Raw genomic sequence first — 20060 nt, 5'->3', positions numbered from 1 at the left:
CTGTCGCCGCTGTGCTCGCAGGCCGGGTGGCCTTCTCCGCGATGATCGACGCCGTGGTGCTGGGCTCTGCGATCGATGCCGCTTCCCCGGCCCCGCTGTGGCGACCGACCCCCGCTCCCGATTCGTCCGAGGCCCTCACGGCGTATCCCCTGTCCGAACTCGTGGGCGTCGCCGCACCGGGCGACGATCGGTCGCGGGTGCAGAAGGGGCTCGATCTTGCCGTCGAGACGGTCGTCGCGGCCATCGCGTCCGCGGGCCGCGCGGAGGATCGCTGAGACGGTCCTCCGGCTCAGAACGGCGCGTCGAGTTCAGCGAATCGATCGAGATCCGGTGGTGACGGGTCGGGGATGAACATCACCCGGGGTGGCGGGTCGTCGGTGTACTCCAGCCCGGAGGGTGCGGTGAACTGCAACCTCCCGCCGGGGTGTTGCACCACGGTCCACCCGGCGGCGTGTTTCAGGGTGTGGTGTCTCTTGCAGAAGGCCCCGAGGTTCTCGACATCGGTTTTGCCGCCGAGGGCATAGTCCTCCCGGTGATCCCACTCACAATCTCGCGTCGGTCTCCGGCATCCGGGGAACCGACACCGCACATCCCGCGCCATCAAGTACCGTTTCTGCGCCGCCGTCGCATGCCGCCGATCCACCGCGAGAACAGACCCACCGATGGGGTCGAGGAACACCCGGTCGAACCCGGGAGCGTTGCCGGCGAGGATTCTCGCCGTCTCCGGATCGACCGCGCACTTCCCGTCCAGTTCCGCACCCCCGGCGGTCGTCCCGGCGAGGCTGGTGGCCGGCACGGTGACCTGCACGTGCGCCCGGATCGCCCCCAACCCACCCTCGACCACCCCGCGGGCCCCATCGACCGAGGGCGTGGAGGTGAGCATCATGTCCAGCAGAAGGTCGGTGCGAATCTGGTCGAGGGTCCGCTGGTCGAACCACACCGCCGCCTCGGCCACGTCGTCGGCGAACCCATCGGCGACTTCGGGATCCCCCGCACCGTCCGCGGTGCCGTACTCAGGAAGGCCGAAACCCGCGCCCGATCCCGTGGAGTGACTCTCCACCACCTCGCGCTCACCACGCCTAGCCGCCTCGCGTTCGATCTCCCGTTCCGCGGCCTCGCGCCGCGCGACCCGGTCGGCGGCCTTGATCGCCTTCCCCTGCCGAGTCAACCGGTCGTAGACCCCGTGCACCTCGACCGAGGGCCCGATCGCGCCGAGCATCGACATGCCGTCGCTGAGGTCTTCCAGCCACACCCGCCGGCTCTGCACCGCCTGATCGTGGCGCTCCTGCATCGTCACCGGATTGTGCTTCTCGGCCACCTGCTCGGCGTAAGACCGAAGACGCGCCGCAGACGTCGCCTCCGCATACGCCAGCACGTCGTGCTCGTACGCGGCACGCGCGTCACCGTCGGGCAGCCCGGCACCACCGTCGACGATCACCCGCACATGCGCACGAGACAACCGCCCGTCGCGCCACGCCTCCCACGTCGCCGAGTACTGCGTCACCGTCCGGTGCGCCTCGAACAGTCGCGACTGCACCGTGCGATCGCTCACCCGTGCGTCGACCGCGAGCTCGGCCGCCATCGACCGCAACGGCATCTCCCGCTCCCGCGTCGACGCATCACGCAACCGGTCGGTCTGCTCCTGCACCAGCTCGTACGCATCGGCATGGGTGCGCTCGAGCTCGGCTTCAGCGGCCGCGATCACCTCTCGGAGTCGGCGAGCCTCAGCGACGATGTCGCGCGTGCGAAGGGCATCCGCCTCGCGCTGTTCGTCGCCTGTCATGACGCCTCCGGTTCGATCTCTGATCTCCCTCGACACTACGACGAACCACCGACATTACGCCCCCGAAAATCCCCGATCCAACGAAGAAACTCAGCCCCATATCCTCCCGACCCCCCGGAGGTTGAGTAGCCGCCGACAGGCGGCGTACCGAAACCCCGCAACCCGCCCCACCCAAGCCCCCACCCCGGAACCGACGCGCCCCACCAACCCGACGCAACCCGCCCCAGAACGCCTCGTATCCCCCAAAGAGGGGACAGACAGCAACGAAACGATCGCGTTACAGTCAGGTTCCGCAACCCTCCCTGGTCGTGGATGCACCCGTGTATCCCCCTATGATGATCGAGTTGCCGCTTGATGAGGGGGATCTCATCTGGGGGGCACTTCTTTCTGTTGGGGAGATCAGAAGTGAAAGGCAATCGTGTCGACCATTGAATCCGACACGACAACGACGTCGAATAATGCAGCACCAATGAGCGCGCCCGCGAGCGCGCAACCTGTCGTACCCACGCCGAAGCAGTCCAACTGGCGCCGACGCTACGCGCGACGACTCCTGCTTACGGACCTCCTGGTTCTCGTGTGGGTGGTCTTTGGGGCACAGATCGTCTGGTTCGGAACCGGCAACGTCGATCTGGCCATCCATGACGATGCGCGCATCAGCGCGGTCTCGTACTGGATCTTCTCCGCCGCGCTGATCCTGCTATGGATGTGGGCGCTCAGCCTCATCGACTCCCGCAGCGACCGGGTGATCGGCACGGGCACCACCGAGTACGTGCGTGTCGCGAGCGCAAGCATCACCCTCTTCGGCTTCATCGCCATCGGCGCCTTCCTCCTCAAGGTGGAAGTCGCTCGCGGATACCTCTTGATAAGTCTCCCCGCCGGGATCCTCGTCCTGGTCTTCGCCAGATGGATGTGGCGGCAGTGGCTCATCGCCCACCGCTCGATGAGCGAGTACTCTGCCCGAGTCCTTCTCGTGGGTTCGCCCGACTCCGTCGCGCAGATCGCTCGCGAACTGGATCGCACCCCCTCTGCCGGGTACCGCGTTGTTGGCGCGTGCACCACCTCGAACGGGCGCTCACTATCGGTCCGTGGATCCGAACTGCCAATCCTCGGCGGCATCGACGACGTGGATGCCGCGATCGCCGCAACCGGCGCCGACACCGTCGCCGTCACCAGCACGGACGAGCTCCCGCCGGATAAGGTGAAGCAGATTTCGTGGCGGCTGGAAGCCGGCAAGCAGCACCTCGTTCTGGCACCAAGCATCGTCGACATCGCGGGCCCCCGGCTTCACACTCGGCCGGTCGCAGGTCTCCCCCTTATACACGTCGAGACTCCGCGCTTCAGCAAAGGACAGCTGTTCCTCAAGCGAATGGTCGACCTGTTGGCCAGTGTGCTCGGCGTGATCGTCCTGAGTCCACTTCTTGCGTTCCTCGCCATCTCGGTTCGCCTGTCGAGCGAGGGCCCGGTGTTCTTCCGCCAGACCAGGATCGGTCTCCGCGGCAAGGAGTTCACGATGATCAAATTCCGGTCGATGGTCGTTAACGCCGAAGAACTCCTTGAGAAACTGGCCAAGCAGGAGCGCGATGCCGGCAACGAGGTGCTCTTCAAGATGTTGCACGACCCTCGCGTCACCCCGATCGGGCGGATCATGCGCAAGTTCAGTCTCGATGAGCTTCCGCAGTTGTTCAACGTCATCGGCGGGTCTATGTCCCTGGTCGGCCCGCGTCCGCCTCTCCCGTCAGAGGTCGCGCAGTATGCCGACCACGTGCATCGCCGCTTCATCGTGAAGCCGGGAATCACGGGGCTGTGGCAAGTCAGTGGGCGCTCAAGCCTGTCGTGGGAGGACACAGTTCGGCTTGACCTCTCATACGTTGAGAATTGGACCCTTCTTGGAGACGTCGTGATCCTTGGTCGAACCGCCAAGGCCGCGGTGGCGCCTGGCGGGACCGCCGCGTGACGTGGTCGACACGGCCCACTGAGTCGAAACTTGAGATCAGGAGCAGTTCTCTGTGAAAAAGTCTGTTGCGATCATTGGCACTCGCGGATATCCCAGCTACTACGGTGGCTTCGAGACCGCAGTCCGAAAAATCGCCCCCTATCTGGCAGACGCTGGTTGGGACGTCACTGTGTATGGTCGCCCAGAGTCGATACGAATGGATGATCCCGAACGTGACCCGAGAGTCCACAGCCGCAGTACTCGCGGGATAGAGTCTAAGTCGCTCAGCACCCTCTCCTACGGCTTGACCGCGTCGTGGGATGCGATGCGCCGGAAGCCGGACGTAGTGATCGTCATGAATGTTGCGAATGGTTATTTTTTGCCTCTCCTGAAACTGCGCGGGATCCGAACGCTCGTGAATGTGGACGGCATTGAGTGGCATCGCGAAAAGTGGGGGCGCGCGGCGAAGAAGGTTTTCCGCATAGGAGCACGTATGACCAAATGGTTTGCGGATGCTCTCGTCATGGATTCCCACGAGATTGGGCAAAGGTGGAAGCAGACCTTCAGCCGGTCAGGCGCGTTCATCCCATACGGTGGCGATTCGGTCGATCGCCTTCCGGTTGAGCCGGGACTCGAGCACCGCGGGTACGTGTTGGTGGTTGCCAGATTTGTTCCTGAGAACACGATTCCACAATTCCTGGAAGCCGCCCGGACTATCTCACAAGCGATTCCGGTGGTCATCGTCGGCACTACCGGCTACGGAGGAGAGCTCGATTCTAGAGCCGCACAGCTCACCAAAGAGATAGACGAAGTACATTGGCTCGGACACATCAGCGACGACGCTCGACTACTCGCGCTATGGCAGCACGCGGCGGTTTACTTTCATGGGCACAGTGTCGGGGGAACTAACCCCACTCTCGTACAGGCGATGGCCGCCGGGTCCCCGGTCGTCGCGCGCGACACCCCCTACAACCGCGAGGTCCTTGGAGAAGGTGGCTTCTTCTGCGACCCGAACCCGACCGCGATCGCGACGACAATCCTCACGCTTGCAGGAGACGCGAACGCGCAGCGGGAGGCATCAACATCGAATCTCGAGCGGGCAAAAAGCAAGTACACCTGGGATGCTGTGTGCGAAGCGTATGAGGCCGCGATTACCGATCTTCTTACGAAGGGAGAGCTGACGTGAATGCCGCTCTCCTTGCGTTTCCTATGCACGGCCAACACAAGCTCAGCAACGAAGGATACAGAACGCGCGATGGCCACCTGATTGAGTGGTTCGGTAAGAAGTTGTCGGGGGTTGGTCCGGTCTCTGTTGTGTCGAGACCGGAGCCGCGAATCTTGGCACCTCTCCGACGCTATCCCCTTCACTCCATCGCATATAACACCCGACCTGTCAGGAACGACTCGTGGCGCATACCGGTGCTGCGTGATCGGCAGAGATGGTGGATTGAATCGTTGGGCGCCTACGCCCGGGCGGTGCCGGCGGTTTCACAACCCATCGTGACATGGAACCCATTTGTCTCTATCTCGGATGCGTGGCGCCGTATCGTCGAATCTCGCGAGCTGATTGCGTTCGATCTTCTTGATGACTGGACCATTCATTACGCGTTTCAAGGCGTGCAGAAGGAAGTACGTACCGCATACGCGAAGCTATTCGACCGCGCAGACATCATCACAGCGAACGCAGAAGGTACCGTCGATCTTGCGAAGCGTTTCGGCCGGGACGATGTGGTCTTGTTGCCGAACGGATGCGACCCGGACCGTTTCCTCACCGAATCGCGTGCGACGGGGCCACTCACGGTCGGGTATGTCGGAAAGATCGGGCGACGGCTGAACCTGGAGCTTATTCTTCACTGCGCGAACGCGCTCCCTCGGGCGAAGTTTGTTTTCGCGGGGCCCATACTCGACTCCGAGTACAAGGCTCCACTCGAGAGCACGCCCAACATCGACCTTCTGGGCGATGTCCACTACACGGACGTGCCCCAACTACTCACGCACTTCGACGTCGGGTGGGTGCCCCATCGCGTGGGTAGCGGCGAAGTTGGCGGAGACGTCATCAAGACTTACGAATACCGCGCCGCTGGCCTCCCGGTTCTGAGCACCCCAGTGGGCGGTGTGAAGGAGCGGGGACTGGACGCCGTGTACGCGCTCGATCCGAGCGAACACGCAGATTGGCTTACGGGGGCCCAGGCAAAGAGCGGCCGCGTCAATCGCATAGTCACGCCATTGCCGACATCGGTCAAATGGAGTGCTAAAGCTGACCTGATCCTTAACAAGCTCGGCCTTGCCGGCGCGCTTTAGCCTACATAGTAGGCACCTCACAGCTTTCGTCTAAGGCGGCGAACAGCACTAGCGAAGCCAACGACCTGGATTGACAGAACGACAACTTCCGCGACTATCTCTCCTACAAGGGCCCCCACTGCCCCACCTACGGAGGCGAAGGCCGCGACTGCTGGCACGCCAACTGCTGCACCTCCGATAGCAGAGGCGCTTACGTCCCTTGTGCGGCGCAGCGAGATCAATCCAACCCCTCCAACTGCTCGAGAGATACAGGTCAGGAGGACAACCACGGCTGACCCCACGCACAATTCAATGGGAAGCGTGATCTCTCCCGCGAAGACCAACGAAGATAGAACTGGGGCAGCAGCAATCCACACCCCGGCGGCGACTGCCCCGATAAGTGCGTTGGCTGCAATGACCCGAGTCGCGCGTCGCGTCCTGTCGTAATCCGTTGGGGCACCAGCTACCCACTTCATAGAGAAGTTAGGGATGGGCTGGAGCATCATGAGGAACATCCTCTGGAGCCGCTCAACCGACGCGAAGACCGGCACGGCGAGGGGTGCGGTCGCTCCCACTATCGCCACCGGTAAAGAGATGTAGAGAGCGCTTGCCGTCCGACCGGAAAGCGCTGTTCTTTGCGCAACCAGGGCAACGCGCACGCGCCTCCAAGTGAGGCCGACAAAATCGGCGCGACTACCGCCAACCAAAGCAAGAGCGATCAGAGGGCCCGCGACAGCTGCGATCGCGAAACAGACCGGGTAGAGGCCAAGCGGGGCACCGAGACGTATACCGATAGCTGCCGCGGACGCACAAACGACCTTCGGCAACGTATCGGATAACAAGATCGCAAGAGGGTCGCCTCGACCGATGAAGAACCATGTCATGGTCAAGCCCAGCATCGAAGTCGCCCCCGCCATGAGAGCAGAGTCCAGGCGGTACTCGACGGCAAGGGCCGAAGCGGCGAGGACTGCCGCAACTAGCGTGATGGGCAGAACAACCACTTTCGTGGTCAGCGCCAGGGCGAAGATACGTCTACCAGAGCGGTCCGCGGAGACCGCTGCCCTCCGCGGACCGTCAAGTGCCCAGCCTAGCTCTCCCAGCACGGAGGCGCCCGTCCCAACAGAAAGACCGATGGCGATTGCGGCCCAGCCGTCTGGGCCGAATCGCGACGTGATGGCGGGCAACGCCACGAGGGACGACAACGCCCCCACGATCGGGATAGCCAAGAAAAGGGCGAGCTGGCGTACGTTGCTCATTTCACGGGCCGAGCGAAGAGATCGGCAATAGCGGTCTCAAGCGATGCACGCACTCGGTCGAGCGCCAGCTCATTCGCCCAGGACTTCCGCGAAGCCGAGCCGAGTCGGTTCAATTCACCGCTCAAGAACGCAGCTTCAAGTCGCGCACCGAGGCGATTCCAATTAGCAACCTGGAGCATCCCGCCACTGAAGTACTCGTCAAGCACCGGCGTCGATGCAGCCGCAATCGGGATCCCCATCACGGCCGCATCGACCGCCTTCGCGGGAAGCTGCCTCTGTGCCCCGTCGCTGGCGGCATTCATCGGCAGCACCGCGACATCGACCTCTCTGTAGGCATCAGCCAGCGGCGTGTCTGGTGGCAACTCGTGCCAACGACCCGCGAAAGTATACGGCCGCACGACCTGCGACTGGCCAAAAGTAATGAACTCGAGCCGGGCGTCACCGGTAAGGGCCTGACAAATCTCATTAAGGCCCTTATGGGGACGGACGGTGCCGAGGAAGCCGATCCGCCGAAAGCCGGTCACCGGCTTTGCTCCCCCGCCGAAATCTTCTCGAGCGTGCGGCACTCGCACCCACTTGCCGTGCGGGTCGATCGACGACCCAAGCGCGAAACTGCTCGACGTGAGCATTTGAGCTCGCTCCCGTACCCACAGTTGGGATCGGGCTAGGCGCCCCGGCGAGCCGGAACGCAATGGGTTGAGCTTTATGCGATTCGGAATCGAGGCCGACACAAACTCGCGCGCCAACGCAATGTCGTCATCATCGAAGTCGGCAACCACTGGGATGTCCCGTCGAAGCAGCCGAAGCAGCGACACTGCGCTTGGGTAGCCCTTCGAGATCCAGACCACCGCTGACCTGCCATCCGCCGCGCGCACGTTCAAGTCGTCAGCGAGGCGATGCAAGCGATGTCGTGTCAGTTCCAGAACCGGCTCCCCGACGGCGCCCACCCAGAGGCGATCGGACGGCGGCGCGTAGACCTCGACATCTTCGAACAGACCAGTCCCGATGTCCCGCATCACGAGCGCCCTGCCGAGCGCATTGGTCTTAAGGGACGCCGATAGAACTACAAGCTTGCGCGGGAACGATGCACTCAACTGAACTCCTAATTCACCGCGTCGAACTAACGAGTTGGACACTATCCGGCACCCGGGAGGTCGACGAGACTGACAACGCCACCGCGTAAGCGAAACTCACTGCGTCTGCCGCGGCGCGTTGCGTCGCCGCGCGCCGCCCGCGGTCCTTCTACCGGGCGGGCCAACCACAAGAGCACCACCCGGCATACTCTGGATCACCACGGTGATCGCGGCGGCGACCACAACGGCGCAGCACATCAACACCGCTGCATACAAGAGTGGCCCGAGGGCTCCGAGCAAGGGCTCCGCGAAACTATCCATCACTGCGATGGCGAAGAAGTGAAGTAGGTATATCCCAAAGGAATACTCGGCTACCCGCTCAACCAACCAACCTGGCGAATTGCCTCGCCGCCCGAGGGCGAAAAAGCACAGAAAAACGAGCGGAGCAAGAACCAGCATGTCAAGCCGCTTCGAGCTATCCAAGGGGGCGACACGGGTGTAGTGAAGCAAGACGATTCCTGCCGCAACTCCCAAGGTCGACGCGTACAGGAATACTTGATGCTTCGACAACTGTTCTCGAACTTTGGGATAATTCATGCCGAAATATACCGCAATCAAGAAGTATAGGATCCACCCAGGAAACGGCAGCCACGAAATTCGCTCCCACAGCGCTTCCCAACCACTTTGCGCCGGAACTAAGTTGAAGAAACCAAGCCAAGCAACATTTGCTAGGGCGCCGCAAACGAACACCACCGGCCAGCCAAAACGGCGCACAAGGCGCATGCAGAATGGGAAGATGGCGACGAATTGCAGCACGATCAGGATGAAGTACCCGTGATAGGACGCGAGGAACACATTGGCCAGCACTTGGCCTACGAAACCGGCCCAACTTAGTTCGTCGATGTACCAAGAGAGAAGACCGTAGAACACTGCCATCGCAACGAACGGTGGCAAGAGCACTGCGCACCGTCGACGGAAGGTTCCCGTGGGAAGAGGCCGCGACACGCCGTACGCGTAGCCTAGGAGGAACGCGGTGACCATCACGAACACCGGCGTGCCGACCGAAAAGATGATAGCGACGCTGTCCCACAGTTCACCTGTCATGTCCGGGTGAAGCCGCGCCACAGCCTGCATCGAGTGGAGCCACACTATAGAAAGGCACGCGAGCGCTCGCACGGTGTACATCTCGCGGACTTCGGCGCGAGGTTTCGCACCCACTTCGCTCTGCGACAAATTTCCCCCCTGAGTCCAGCGGCTAAGTCGTGGGCCCAGCGCAGATTAGCACCTTCATGTTTCACACCTATGTCTCACCGAGGATGCCCGCCCCACGGGCCCCGTGGCGCACCGAAGACTGGCATGACCTGGCGGGGCGCCTCTCGTCTTCGTGGGTCAGCTCCCCTGGCTCACGGCCGCGAAACACGCCGTTCACACACCAGGCGACCTTCACTGCTAGCTTGAAGTATCGCAGCACGGGCACCGGCAGATGTCGTTGGCGGCACTCGCACGACCTGCACGGCCGGGGAGAAGACGCAGCCCCATCACCAGCACCCAGGGGCCAGGTGACGGCGGCTAGAAGAGAGGGCGCTCGCAGCTCGCAATGAGTAGCAAGACAGCAGTCAACAGATTCAGGCGGGTTGCAGCACCGCTAGCGGTAGCGATCGTCATCGGTGTGCCGAATGTGACGGTCATCGCTCTTGGTATCGAGGACTACCCGTTCACTGCCGCCCCGATGTTTGCACACTACGTCGATCTCGACAGTGAGCTTTATTCGTTTCGACTTGAAAGCCACTTCGAGGGCGTTTCCGAGGAATTTCCGCTAGCTGAAACAAACAGAGGGAATCGTGAGGTAATGCGCCAGCTAGTCGCGAAGTTCTATCGGCCCCTCTCGCCCACCTCACCTCTCCGAGACCCCAGAGGCACCATGGACGCTGAGATGCTCGAGAACGCAATGGTGCAATTCTTCAAACCCCTGGTTGATCACCTGGCGGAGCGCGGAATCCATTATGACAGCATCGACCTGCTGGTTGACAAAAGAACAGCTTCTGGCGAGGTGGAAGAAACTCGACGCGTCGGATATTATCTCCCGTGCAAAGAGATCTACGTTCACACCTATGGTGAGGCGCAATAGCCGTGCGCAAGATCTCTGACGAGATGATTCCTTCGACGTCTGCAGAGTGGCTCGCTCGCTGGCCTATCCCGTTGATTTGGCAAGGTCGCTTGAGCTGGATGCGAATCACCCTCGGGGTCGTGTACGGGTATGGCGTCTATAAATCGATTACTCCGTGGAAGAATGACACCCCCGAGAGGGTATTCAGCGGGTGGCTATTGGCTCAGCTTCCCCGCGATCTCATCGTCACTGCAATCGCGAACGCCGACCTGGTCGCCCTCGCCTTACTCATCTTGGTCGGACTTGTGGTGGTCGGGCTGGCCACGCGATTCGCATTATTCTCCTTGGCCACTCTCGGACTGTTTGTGGAAGCGGTCGGAGCCAGCCAGGGGATATTCGACCATGAATCTTCTCTTACGACACAGGTATTGTTCGTCCTGGCATTTTGCCCAGGCGTCAAAGCAATCTCGCTTGACAACACAATCTCTTGGCTTCGCGCCGGTAGACCGCCGCTCTGGCAGTACTTTATGCGTCCGTATCGATCCTGGGGGATATACATCATCCTCGGGATCCTCGCCATCACGTACACCACATCCGGAATCTCAAAACTTCGGTTCGGTGGGCTGCAATGGCTGAACGGCGAAACGCTCGGCTACTACCTGAGCAACACGAACACCGACGACACCGTGCTACTTGTCGGAGGCGGGCCCGACAGCTGGCGAGACGACCTCGGTATCGAGATGTATGTGTACGGCAACTTTCGAGAGGCGAGCGGCACGCCGCTAGATGGCGTGATCGAATGGGTCGCGGGCTCGCCCGTTCTCCTCGCAGGCATCGCAGTTGCGACGGTCGTGCTGGAACTCGCTGGCTTGCTTCTCTTCGTCCCGAAAGTCCGAAGTTTGCTATTGATCAGCTACATCGCGATGCACACGACCATTGGGATAATGATGGGATTGTGGTTCACCGAGTATCGACTGATCTGCTTCTTCCTTATCGAGTGGGAGCTCGTCGGGTTACTGCTTCTTCGAGCATCGAGGCGGAGCGCGCGCGAAGTGATGCACACCGAGATTCGTGCGCGCGACGGTCAAGCCAAACCATCCTCAGGAGACTCACTTGGATGACGCAGTCATTATCGGGAGCGGACCAAACGGGCTGGCAGCCGCAGTTACTCTTGCTCGAGCGGGTCTACGCGTTCGAGTGCTCGAAGCGGCCCCATCAATCGGCGGCGCCGCAAGAACGCTCCCTCTGACAATCGACGGGTACCGGCACGATGTCGGGGCAGCAGTGCACCCGCTCGCGCTCGCCTCCTCATTCTTCAGGGCTTTCCAGCTGGACCGCAGAGTAAGTTTCGCCATTCCCGAAGTTTCTTACGCTCACCCTCTTGCTGGTTCTCGCGGGGGCTTGGCGTACCGTTCATTACAACGGACCGCAGCGCAACTGGGGAAAGACGGAACAGCGTGGCGACATCTCCTTGGCCCGTTAGCAGCACATATCGACGAGATCTCCGACTTCACGGCTAAGCAGATGCTCCGGGTTCCTCGCTACCCCGTCTCTGCCATTAGATTCGCGCTGCGCGCACTTGAGCAAGGTGGCCCGGCTTGGGACCTTAGGTTTCGCGAAGATACTGCGCCAGCACTTCTAACCGGCGTGATGGCTCACAATATTGGTCGGCTTCCCTCCCTGCCGTCAGCCGCGGTCGGATTGGTTCTTGCAGGGCACGCCCATGCACGTGGGTGGCCTGTCCCAATCGGTGGGACCCAATCAATCATTGACGCGATGGCAGACGACGTTCGCGCTCACGGCGGAATCATTGAGGCCGGTGTCGAAGTCCAGAGCCTAAGAGAACTCGCAGGCGCAAGCGTGGTCATCGCGAACACTTCGGCGAAAGGCTTAGCAAGAATCGGTGCTGGCCTGTTGCCCGATCAATATGTGCGCCGGCTCGGCCGTTTCCGATATGGCAACGGGGTCGCGAAAGTTGACTATGCACTATCGGAGCAAGTCCCTTGGTCGTTCCCGGGGGCCCGCTTAAGTCCAACGGTTCATCTGGGCGGGACGAGGCGCAACATGCAATTGGCCGAACGGGCCGTAGCAAGTAGCGACCGATCCAAGACTCCCTACATCCTCGTTAGCCAGCCGACCATAGTTGACCCGACTCGAGCTCCTAGGGGACGTCACACGCTGTGGGCATATATGCACGTCCCCGCCTCCTCACCGCATGACCCGACGGATATCATCACGAGGGCGATAGAGAGTCACGCCCCTGGGTTTAGGGACACCATCCTGGCGTCGCGGTCACACTCAGCGACGCAGCTCGAAACCATCGACGCGAACCTGGTCGGTGGCGACATTTCCTCCGGTGAGATATCGATGACGCAACTCTTGTCCCGCCCGGTTCTCTCTCCTCGACCTTGGGCAACTCCCGTCCGCGGCGTCTACCTCGCCTCATCATCAACCCCCCCCGCGAGCGGAGTACACGGCCTTGCCGGCTACTACGCAGCCGTACTCGCTCTAAAGCAGGTACATGGCCTCGACAGTCCGCCGCTCGGCCTAGGTACCGAGCGCTAAGTCTCGCCGGCTAGCTGTGATGTCCAGGCAGGTTGTTGAGTCTGGTGGGGGGCGGGGCTCCGATTGCGGAGTGGCGCCTGTGGTGATTGTAGAAGTGGACCCAGCCTGGTAGCGCTTCGCGTCGCTCAGAGTCGGATCGGTAGAACCGGGCGTATGCCCAGCCATCGGCGAGGGTGCGGTGGAACCGCTCGATCTTGCCGTTCGTCTTCGGTCGCCGCTTGTGCGTGATGCCCAGCCCAGCGCAGGCGTCTCGCCAGGCGAACGACTTGTAGGCCGACCCGTTGTCCGAGAGCACCCGTTCAACGGTCACGCCGCGGTCGGCGAACCACGCGACGGCGCGCTCGAGCACTCCGATCGCGGTGACTGCCTTCTCGTCGGTGCAGATCTCAACGTAGGCAACACGCGAGTGGTCATCAACGACGGCGTGGAGGAACGCGGTCCCCACGTTGGGCTCGTAGCCCCTCCGTTTTCCGGTGCGCTTCGCCGTGGTCTCCCGGTTCCGGTCGCCCTGCTGCTTGCCGACGTATCGCCATCCGCCGCGGTCCGGAATGTTGCCGAACTTCGTGACGTCCACGTGAAGCAGCGAACCGGGATGGTCGTGCTCGTAGCGGCGGATCGGCTCGCCCGTGACCCGGTCGATATGGCTGAGCCGACTGATCCGGCACCGGACCAGCACCGCGTGGACCGTCGAGGCCGGGACCCCGAGCTCCTCCGAGATCTGCGCTGAACCCAGACGACGCCGCCACCGCAACCGCACGATCTGCTTGACCGTCCGCGCTGGTGTCTTGCTCGGCATCGACCGGGGCCGGCCGGGCCGATCGGTCATCCCGGCGGCCCCCTCGGCACGAAACCGGGCCGCCCACTTACGGGCGGTGATCGGCGACACCATGAACATCTCCGCCGCGACCGTCGCCGGCCACCGATCCTCGACGATCAATCGCGCGAGCCTGAGCCGTGCGCGGGGCGTGAGAGCAGCATTAGCGTGGGACCCGAGGGCCTCCTGTTGCATGAAGCGGTTCCTAGACAGCTCCACTTCACAAGGGGAGGCCCTCGCCCGTCAGCAAATCACTCGCGATTCACGTAGCAACGTCCCTGGACATCACACCAGAGCGAAGAACGGACACCTCGTGGGAGGATGCTCGCTATGTTGATCGCCCGTTGGGTACTGCCGGTCGTAGCTGCCGCTGCGCTATTGATCGTGGCGGTTGTCACAGTGCTTTACCTCGGACAGACGGACCCCACGCTCGGCATCATGGGACTGGGGGCGATACTCGTCATCCTATGGCTGATACTGCCAGCTCGTGCCGGCGCGGCACCTCGCTTGCTCACGCTTCTGATTCTCGCGTTTGCATTCTCAAGCGTCCTACCATCATCGATCAGTGCCATCGTCCAGCTAATCACCCTCGCCGTTGGATACCTGCTATGGCTTACGCAGCCCGCCAGCACGCGAAGAGGAGTGGGGGCGGTGGCTCTATCATTCACGATCGTGCTTGTCTGGGTCGCCCTGATCCTCCACCCGAACGTACCTTCGCTCGAAGTCGGCATCCTCGGTTTTCGTAAGTCCGCACTCGCAGTAGCTGGTGTTGCACTCGGTGCTGGTATCCCCGTGCACATGGTTCCGGCTGTGGAGCGGATGATCGTCAAAGTGGTACTGCTCGCAGTTTCCGTCAGCGTCGTCCTCCACCTGCTCTTTCCTGGGCTTGAGCAATCCGTCAGCCGACAGGCTGATCAGTACACGGCGCTATACGAGGGTCAGACTCGTCTACAGGGCGTCTTCGCAGGGCCGTTCCACGTGGCCCTCGCTGCTCTGATCCTCTTGGGGTGGGGCCTCGTCAGGTTCACCACCTCGCGCGCGCTTGCGTTCACTGCCATCGCTGTCGGCGGCGTTGCTCTGGCGCTCGCTCTCGTACGCACAGCCTTCGTCGCGCTTGCACTCGTGGCGCTCGTCGCCGCACTGGTTGCACCTTCGCTAGGTAAGGCATTGCGTCGGACGATCATGGTCCTGAGCCTGGGAGTGATAGCCGTCACGATCTGGGTAACAGTGAACCCGGGCGCGTCCGAGATACTCGGGAGCATCCTCAACGTCTCCGAAGACACGCGATACCAGGGGCGGCTACCCGGATACTCCCGAGGGATCGGCTATTTCCTGGATTCGCCGATCATCGGGTGGGGGTCTGGCGCTGCCGGTGACGCGCTCGGGGACTCTTTCGGGACGGGGATCCACATCACCTCCCACAATGTCGCCCTCAAGATCGCAGTTGAGGCGGGGCTGATCGGAATCGGCCTTTGGGTAGCTCTGATCGTGGTGATCGTTCGAAGTACCGCGTCGCGTACTGCTGGTCGCACGCTGGCGGCAACTATGCTTGCCGCCCTCTTCGGGCTCGGACTCACTGTCGCATCGACTGAGACTCTTCCGATCAGCTACCTCGTCTTCGTGATCATTGGACTTCAGCTGCAGACGCCCGCTGCCACGCTGTCGAGCGAACGACAGGACCTTCGGTCCCGACGTACCTATACTGTTTCCTCATGACCAAGGCGACGCCTCTCACCCGGCGAACTGATTGGGTCTACGCCCGCCAGAACACGCTGGACGGAGCCGGATGCACCGGTCGACGAGTTGTCCGAATGTGAGCCCGCGGAGGTCCTCCCGGAGATCGACGGGTGCGGTGACGATGAGTGCCTTGAGCACGTTGATCGGGGCGACGCGGGCGAGTTTCGCGGAATCCCGGGCCACGATGAGCGTTCGCAAACCCTCGCGAAGTCCTCGAGATCGTGGCGTTGCCCAGGTTTTGCGGCCGAGTGTCTCGCGTGCCGCGCGCACCGTGTCAAGCGAGTCAGACTTCGCTCCGTCCTTCGATGCGTGGGTGCTCGGGTGGTCGAACTCGATCACGAACTCGCCCTTCTCTGTCAAGGTCGCGGCGAGGCCGGCGCCGTAGCTGCCGGTCGACTCGATCGCCCAGGCGCGGCGCTCGTCGACGGTGAGGGTCCTCGCCCATCGGAGCGCCTGGCCGTACCCTCGTCGCGTCGCAGGGAATGTCGCTGCTGCCAGTTCTCCTTGCGTGGTGACGCTCACGACGGCTGCGGTGACGCGATCACGGTCAGGGTCGACCCCGATCACGTGGTCTACCAGTTCTGCGAGATCAGTCATGTCCGTTTCCTCCTTCTTCTTCGATGGAATCCACCGACGGAAGGGATCGAGGCAGGACCGTGATGAGTCACCCGAAGGGACAGGCTCCTAATCAAGCCATCTAGAGTCGGCGGTGCGGCTGGCGGACATATCTCCAAATGAGGACACCGGAGGGTCGGTCATTCTGCGGGTCACGTCAGCCGACACCACCTTGCCGCGCAGCATGGTCCGAGTGTCACAATCGTTCTTCAGCCTGCTGCAGAAGAACGTCCTCAACCGGCGCACCTGGGCCACCCGCGACGAGCTCCGCATCGCCATCGTGACCTGGATCGAACGCACCTACTACCGACGCCGCCGGCAGAAACGGCTCCACGGTTTGACCCCCGTCGAGTACGAAGCAATCATGAACACCGACGTCGCCCTCGCGGCGTGACTAAGAGCCGTCACCTATCCGTACGGCAGACCCGAGTTCTGATAGTGATAGGTACAGCGAGGGACCGCGTCGGCCGACGCGCGAAGAGAGGTGCGTAGATCGTGAAGGGCATTGTGCTTGCTGGTGGTTCGGGGACGCGGTTGCATCCGATCACGTTAGGCGTGTCGAAGCAGCTGGTGCCGGTGTATGACAAGCCGATGGTGTACTACCCGTTGTCGACGCTGATGCTGGCGGGGATCGATGAGATTCTCGTAATCACGACGCCGCATGATGCGGAGGCGTTTGAGCGGTTGTTGGGTGATGGGTCGCAGTTCGGGGTGTCGATTTCGTTTGCGGTGCAGCCGTCGCCGGATGGGTTGGCTCAGGCGTTCACGATCGGTGCGGACTTCATCGGCGATGACTCAGTCGCGTTGGTGTTGGGTGACAACCTGTTGTATGGGCCGGGGTTGGGGTCGCAGTTGTCCCGGTTCGCGGACATTGATGGTGGGGCGGTGTTCGCGTACTGGGTCGCGGAGCCGTCGGCGTATGGGGTGGTGGAGTTCGATGACTCCGGGCGTGCGGTGAGTCTTGAGGAGAAGCCCGCGCAGCCACGGTCGAATTATGCGATCCCGGGCCTGTATTTCTATGACAACGATGTGGTGGAGATCGCGCGGAACCTGACGCCGTCGGCGCGGGGTGAGTTGGAGATCACGGATGTGAACCGTGCGTACCTGGAGCGGGGGAAGCTGCAGGTGCAGGTCCTCCCCCGGGGGACGGCGTGGTTGGACACCGGGACGGTCAACGACATGCTCGACGCGGCAGAGTATGTGCGGACGATCGAGCGGCGCACGGGGTTGAAGATCGGGTGTCCGGAGGAGATCGCGTGGCGGCAGGGGTTCCTCACTGACGATCAGCTCGCTGAGCGTGGAGTGGCGTTGAAGAAGTCCGGGTACGGGGCGTACTTGTTGGGGTTGTTGGAGCGGGGAGAACGCTGATGCGGTTGCTGGTCACCGGGGGTGCCGGGTTCATCGGGTCGAATTTCGTCCACCACGTCCTTTCGCACACCGACCATGAGGTGACGGTGCTGGACAAGCTCACCTACGCCGGGAACCTCGCCTCCCTGGAGGGGTTGCCGGCGGACCGGTTCCGGTTCGTGAAGGGTGACATCGCCGACGCCGGCCTGGTGGATGAGTTGTTCGCCGGGGTGGATGCGGTGGTGCATTACGCGGCGGAGTCCCACAACGACAACAGTCTGGATGATCCGCGCCCGTTCCTGGACACCAACATCATCGGCACCTACACGCTGCTGGAAGCGGCCCGGAAGCACGAGGTGCGGTTCCACCACATCTCCACCGACGAGGTCTACGGAGACCTGGAACTGGACGACCCGGAACGGTTCACCGAAACCACGCCCTACAACCCCTCCTCCCCCTACAGCAGCACCAAAGCCGGCAGCGACCTGCTCGTGCGGGCATGGGTGCGGTCCTTCGGGGTGCAGGCGACCATCAGCAACTGTTCGAACAACTACGGCCCGTACCAGCATGTGGAGAAGTTCATCCCCCGACAGATCACGAACGTGATCCGCGGGATCCGCCCCAAACTGTATGGGAAGGGCGAGAACGTGCGGGACTGGATCCACGCCGACGACCACTCCTCCGCCGTCCTCACCATCCTCGACAAAGGCCAGATCGGGCAGACGTATTTGATCGGTGCCGACGGGGAGAAAGACAACAAGACCGTCGTCGAACTCATCCTCACCCTCATGGGCCAGGCACCTGACGCGTACGATCACGTCACCGACCGGACCGGCCACGACCTCCGCTACGCGATCGACTCCACCCGCCTCCGCGAAGAACTCGGCTGGACCCCGCAGTACGCCGACTTCGAAGCAGGACTTGCCGCGACCATCGACTGGTACCGGAACAACGAGCCCTGGTGGGCCCCCACCAAAGACGGCGTCGAAGCCTTCTACGCCACCAAAGGCCACTAGGCCGACAACGGTCGCCAGACTTCCGCACGCCTCCCGACGACCACTCTCGCTTCGAAGGATCACCCGGTTTCCATGACGCAGTTCGGTAAACCCCTCACCCGTACCGAGACCCCCATCCCGGGGCTGGTCGTGTTCGACCTTCCCGTCCACGGCGATTCCCGCGGCTGGTTCAAGGAGAACTGGCAGCGGGAGAAGATGACCGAAGCCGGCCTGCCCGACTTCGGTCCGGTGCAGAACAACGTCTCCTTCAACGACAAAGAAGGCACCACCCGAGGTATCCACGCGGAGCCCTGGGACAAGTTCGTCTCCGTCGCGACCGGCCGCATCTTCGGCGCCTGGGTCGACCTGCGCGAAGGCCCCACCTACGGCGCCGTCTTCACCGCCGAACTCGACCCCTCGAAAGCGATCTTCGTCCCCAGGGGCGTCGGGAACTCCTACCAAACCCTCGAACCGAACACCGCCTACACATATCTCGTCAACGACCACTGGTCCCCCGAAGCCGAGTACGCGTTCCTCAACCTCGCCGACCCGACCATCGCCATCGCCTGGCCGATCCCCCTCGAACAGGCGGAGCTGTCCGAGAAGGACAAGAAGCACCCCCCGCTTTCTGAGGTCACCCCCATCCCGCCGAAGAAGACCCTCGTGCTCGGCGCCAACGGGCAGGTCGGCCGCGCACTGCGCGAGATCTGGCGCGACCGACCCGACGTCGAATTCGCCACCCGCGCCGACATCGACCTCAGCAACCCCGGCTCTCTCACCGAAGCTCGGCGGTGGCGGGACTACGACACCATCGTCAACGCCGCTGCCTACACCGCCGTCGACAAAGCCGAAACCCCCGAAGGCCGCACCCTCGCGTGGACCATCAACGCCACCGCCGTCGCCACCCTCGCCCGCATCGCCACCGACAACAACATCACCCTCGTCCACATCTCCAGCGACTACGTCTACGACGGCACCAAAGAAGGCGAATACACGGAGGACGAACTCCTCGCCCCCCTAGGTGTGTATGCGCAGAGTAAGGCGGCAGGCGACGTCGCGGCAGCAACCGCACACAAGCACTACGTTCTGCGAACGAGCTGGGTGATCGGCGATGGCAACAACTTCGTTCGCACCATGGCGTCCTTGGCGGGGCGAGGGGTCGATCCGTCAGTCGTCGAGGATCAAACGGGCCGGCTGACGTTCACGTCGACCATCGCCGAAGCCATTCAGCACGTCCTTGAGGTTCGACCGGAGTACGGCGTCTACCACGTCACCAATACAGGCGAACCGACTACCTGGTTCGACATTGCACGCCACGTCTTCGAGCTGACGGGCCACGACGCCGACCGCGTTACGTCGACGACAACGAGCGCCTACTTCGCGAACGCCACCTCGCCGGTGGCGCCACGTCCGGCGAACAGCGCGCTGTCACTGGATCGGCTTACGGCGACGGGCTTCGAACCCGAAGACGCTGCGGAGGCGCTTGCCCGCTATCTGAGTGCCTGACAACCCTCACTTCACACTCCCGCGCATCAGCTCGCCGATGAGCCACTTC

At 62.5% G+C, this 20060-nt stretch carries 16 protein-coding genes and 1 pseudogene; 12 read left to right on the top strand and 5 right to left on the bottom strand.

What is annotated here, in order from left to right:
- The first annotated feature begins 26 nt into the window (after nt 1-26).
- Nucleotides 27-275 (top strand): hypothetical protein, encoded by a 249-nt coding sequence (locus tag RZO50_RS07085; RefSeq protein ID WP_322599012.1) that lies wholly within the window; start codon nt 27-29, stop codon nt 273-275.
- A gap of 14 nt (nt 276-289) precedes the next feature.
- Here RZO50_RS07085 and RZO50_RS07080 read toward each other — a convergent pair whose 3' ends face one another.
- The gene (locus tag RZO50_RS07080) at nt 290-1783 is read right to left on the bottom strand and encodes an HNH endonuclease signature motif containing protein (RefSeq protein WP_322599011.1); all 1494 of its coding nucleotides are present in this window, start codon (nt 1781-1783) and stop codon (nt 290-292) included.
- Between the two features lie 469 nt (nt 1784-2252).
- Here RZO50_RS07080 and RZO50_RS07075 point away from each other — a divergent pair, with 469 nt between their 5' ends.
- From RZO50_RS07075 to RZO50_RS07065, 3 genes are all read left to right on the top strand, one after another.
- A complete protein-coding gene (locus RZO50_RS07075) occupies nt 2253-3737 on the top strand; it encodes a sugar transferase (RefSeq protein WP_322599566.1) in 1485 nt (494 codons plus the stop codon).
- A 52-nt stretch (nt 3738-3789) separates the two neighbouring features.
- Nucleotides 3790-4902: a glycosyltransferase gene (locus RZO50_RS07070; protein ID WP_322599010.1), complete on the top strand. Its 1113-nt coding sequence runs from the start codon at nt 3790-3792 to the stop codon at nt 4900-4902.
- A 269-nt stretch (nt 4903-5171) separates the two neighbouring features.
- Nucleotides 5172-6017 carry a glycosyltransferase gene (locus tag RZO50_RS07065; RefSeq protein ID WP_322599009.1) on the top strand — a complete coding sequence of 282 codons (846 nt, stop codon included), beginning with the start codon at nt 5172-5174 and terminating at the stop codon, nt 6015-6017.
- A 1231-nt stretch (nt 6018-7248) separates the two neighbouring features.
- On the opposite strand, the gene RZO50_RS07060 is transcribed toward RZO50_RS07065, so the two are convergent.
- Complete coding sequence (locus RZO50_RS07060) at nt 7249-8346, bottom strand: glycosyltransferase family protein (protein WP_322599008.1); 1098 nt, start codon at nt 8344-8346, stop codon at nt 7249-7251.
- Nucleotides 8347-8442: 96 nt separating this feature from the next.
- On the bottom strand, nt 8443-9510 hold the full coding sequence (locus RZO50_RS07055; RefSeq protein ID WP_322599565.1) for an acyltransferase family protein: 1068 nt from the start codon (nt 9508-9510) through the stop codon (nt 8443-8445).
- A gap of 412 nt (nt 9511-9922) precedes the next feature.
- Between RZO50_RS07055 and RZO50_RS07050 the strand changes: the two genes are divergently transcribed.
- The 3 genes from RZO50_RS07050 to RZO50_RS07040 are packed head-to-tail and all read left to right on the top strand — an operon-like array spanning nt 9923 to nt 12997.
- Nucleotides 9923-10453: a hypothetical protein gene (locus RZO50_RS07050; RefSeq protein ID WP_322599007.1), complete on the top strand. Its 531-nt coding sequence runs from the start codon at nt 9923-9925 to the stop codon at nt 10451-10453.
- A 2-nt stretch (nt 10454-10455) separates the two neighbouring features.
- Nucleotides 10456-11553 carry a hypothetical protein gene (locus tag RZO50_RS07045; RefSeq protein WP_322599006.1) on the top strand — a complete coding sequence of 366 codons (1098 nt, stop codon included), beginning with the start codon at nt 10456-10458 and terminating at the stop codon, nt 11551-11553.
- Complete coding sequence (locus RZO50_RS07040; RefSeq protein WP_322599005.1) at nt 11504-12997, top strand: phytoene desaturase family protein; 1494 nt, start codon at nt 11504-11506, stop codon at nt 12995-12997. Before RZO50_RS07045 ends, RZO50_RS07040 begins: the two co-directional genes overlap by 50 nt.
- 10 nt (nt 12998-13007) lie before the next feature.
- On the opposite strand, the gene RZO50_RS07035 is transcribed toward RZO50_RS07040, so the two are convergent.
- Nucleotides 13008-14006, bottom strand: a complete 999-nt coding sequence (locus RZO50_RS07035; RefSeq protein WP_322599004.1) for an IS481 family transposase — start codon at nt 14004-14006, stop codon at nt 13008-13010.
- 135 nt (nt 14007-14141) lie between these two features.
- Between RZO50_RS07035 and RZO50_RS07030 the strand changes: the two genes are divergently transcribed.
- Nucleotides 14142-15527, top strand: a complete 1386-nt coding sequence (locus RZO50_RS07030) for an O-antigen ligase family protein (RefSeq protein ID WP_322599003.1) — start codon at nt 14142-14144, stop codon at nt 15525-15527.
- 15 nt (nt 15528-15542) lie between these two features.
- Here the strand turns inward: RZO50_RS07030 and RZO50_RS07025 are convergent, their stop codons facing one another.
- Complete coding sequence (locus RZO50_RS07025) at nt 15543-16145, bottom strand: IS110 family transposase (protein ID WP_322599002.1); 603 nt, start codon at nt 16143-16145, stop codon at nt 15543-15545.
- A gap of 217 nt (nt 16146-16362) precedes the next feature.
- Here RZO50_RS07025 and RZO50_RS07020 point away from each other — a divergent pair.
- From RZO50_RS07020 to rfbD, 4 genes and pseudogenes are all read left to right on the top strand, one after another.
- Nucleotides 16363-16557, top strand: a pseudogene (locus RZO50_RS07020) (IS3 family transposase); the annotation flags it as partial.
- Nucleotides 16558-16658: 101 nt separating this feature from the next.
- Nucleotides 16659-17531, top strand: coding sequence for a glucose-1-phosphate thymidylyltransferase RfbA (gene rfbA, locus RZO50_RS07015; RefSeq protein WP_322599001.1), 873 nt, complete (start codon nt 16659-16661; stop codon nt 17529-17531).
- Nucleotides 17528-18526, top strand: coding sequence for a dTDP-glucose 4,6-dehydratase (gene rfbB / locus RZO50_RS07010; RefSeq protein ID WP_322599564.1), 999 nt, complete (start codon nt 17528-17530; stop codon nt 18524-18526). The genes rfbA and rfbB overlap by 4 nt, the downstream gene beginning before the upstream one ends.
- Before the next feature lie 72 nt (nt 18527-18598).
- On the top strand, nt 18599-20011 hold the full coding sequence (gene rfbD, locus RZO50_RS07005) for a dTDP-4-dehydrorhamnose reductase (RefSeq protein ID WP_322599000.1): 1413 nt from the start codon (nt 18599-18601) through the stop codon (nt 20009-20011).
- Nucleotides 20012-20060 lie beyond the last annotated feature (49 nt).

This window comes from Microbacterium xanthum (assembly GCF_034531355.1).
Classification (GTDB): domain Bacteria; phylum Actinomycetota; class Actinomycetes; order Actinomycetales; family Microbacteriaceae; genus Microbacterium; species Microbacterium xanthum.
Note: the sequence above shows the minus strand (reverse complement) of the source record. Positions and strands in the feature narration are given on the sequence as shown.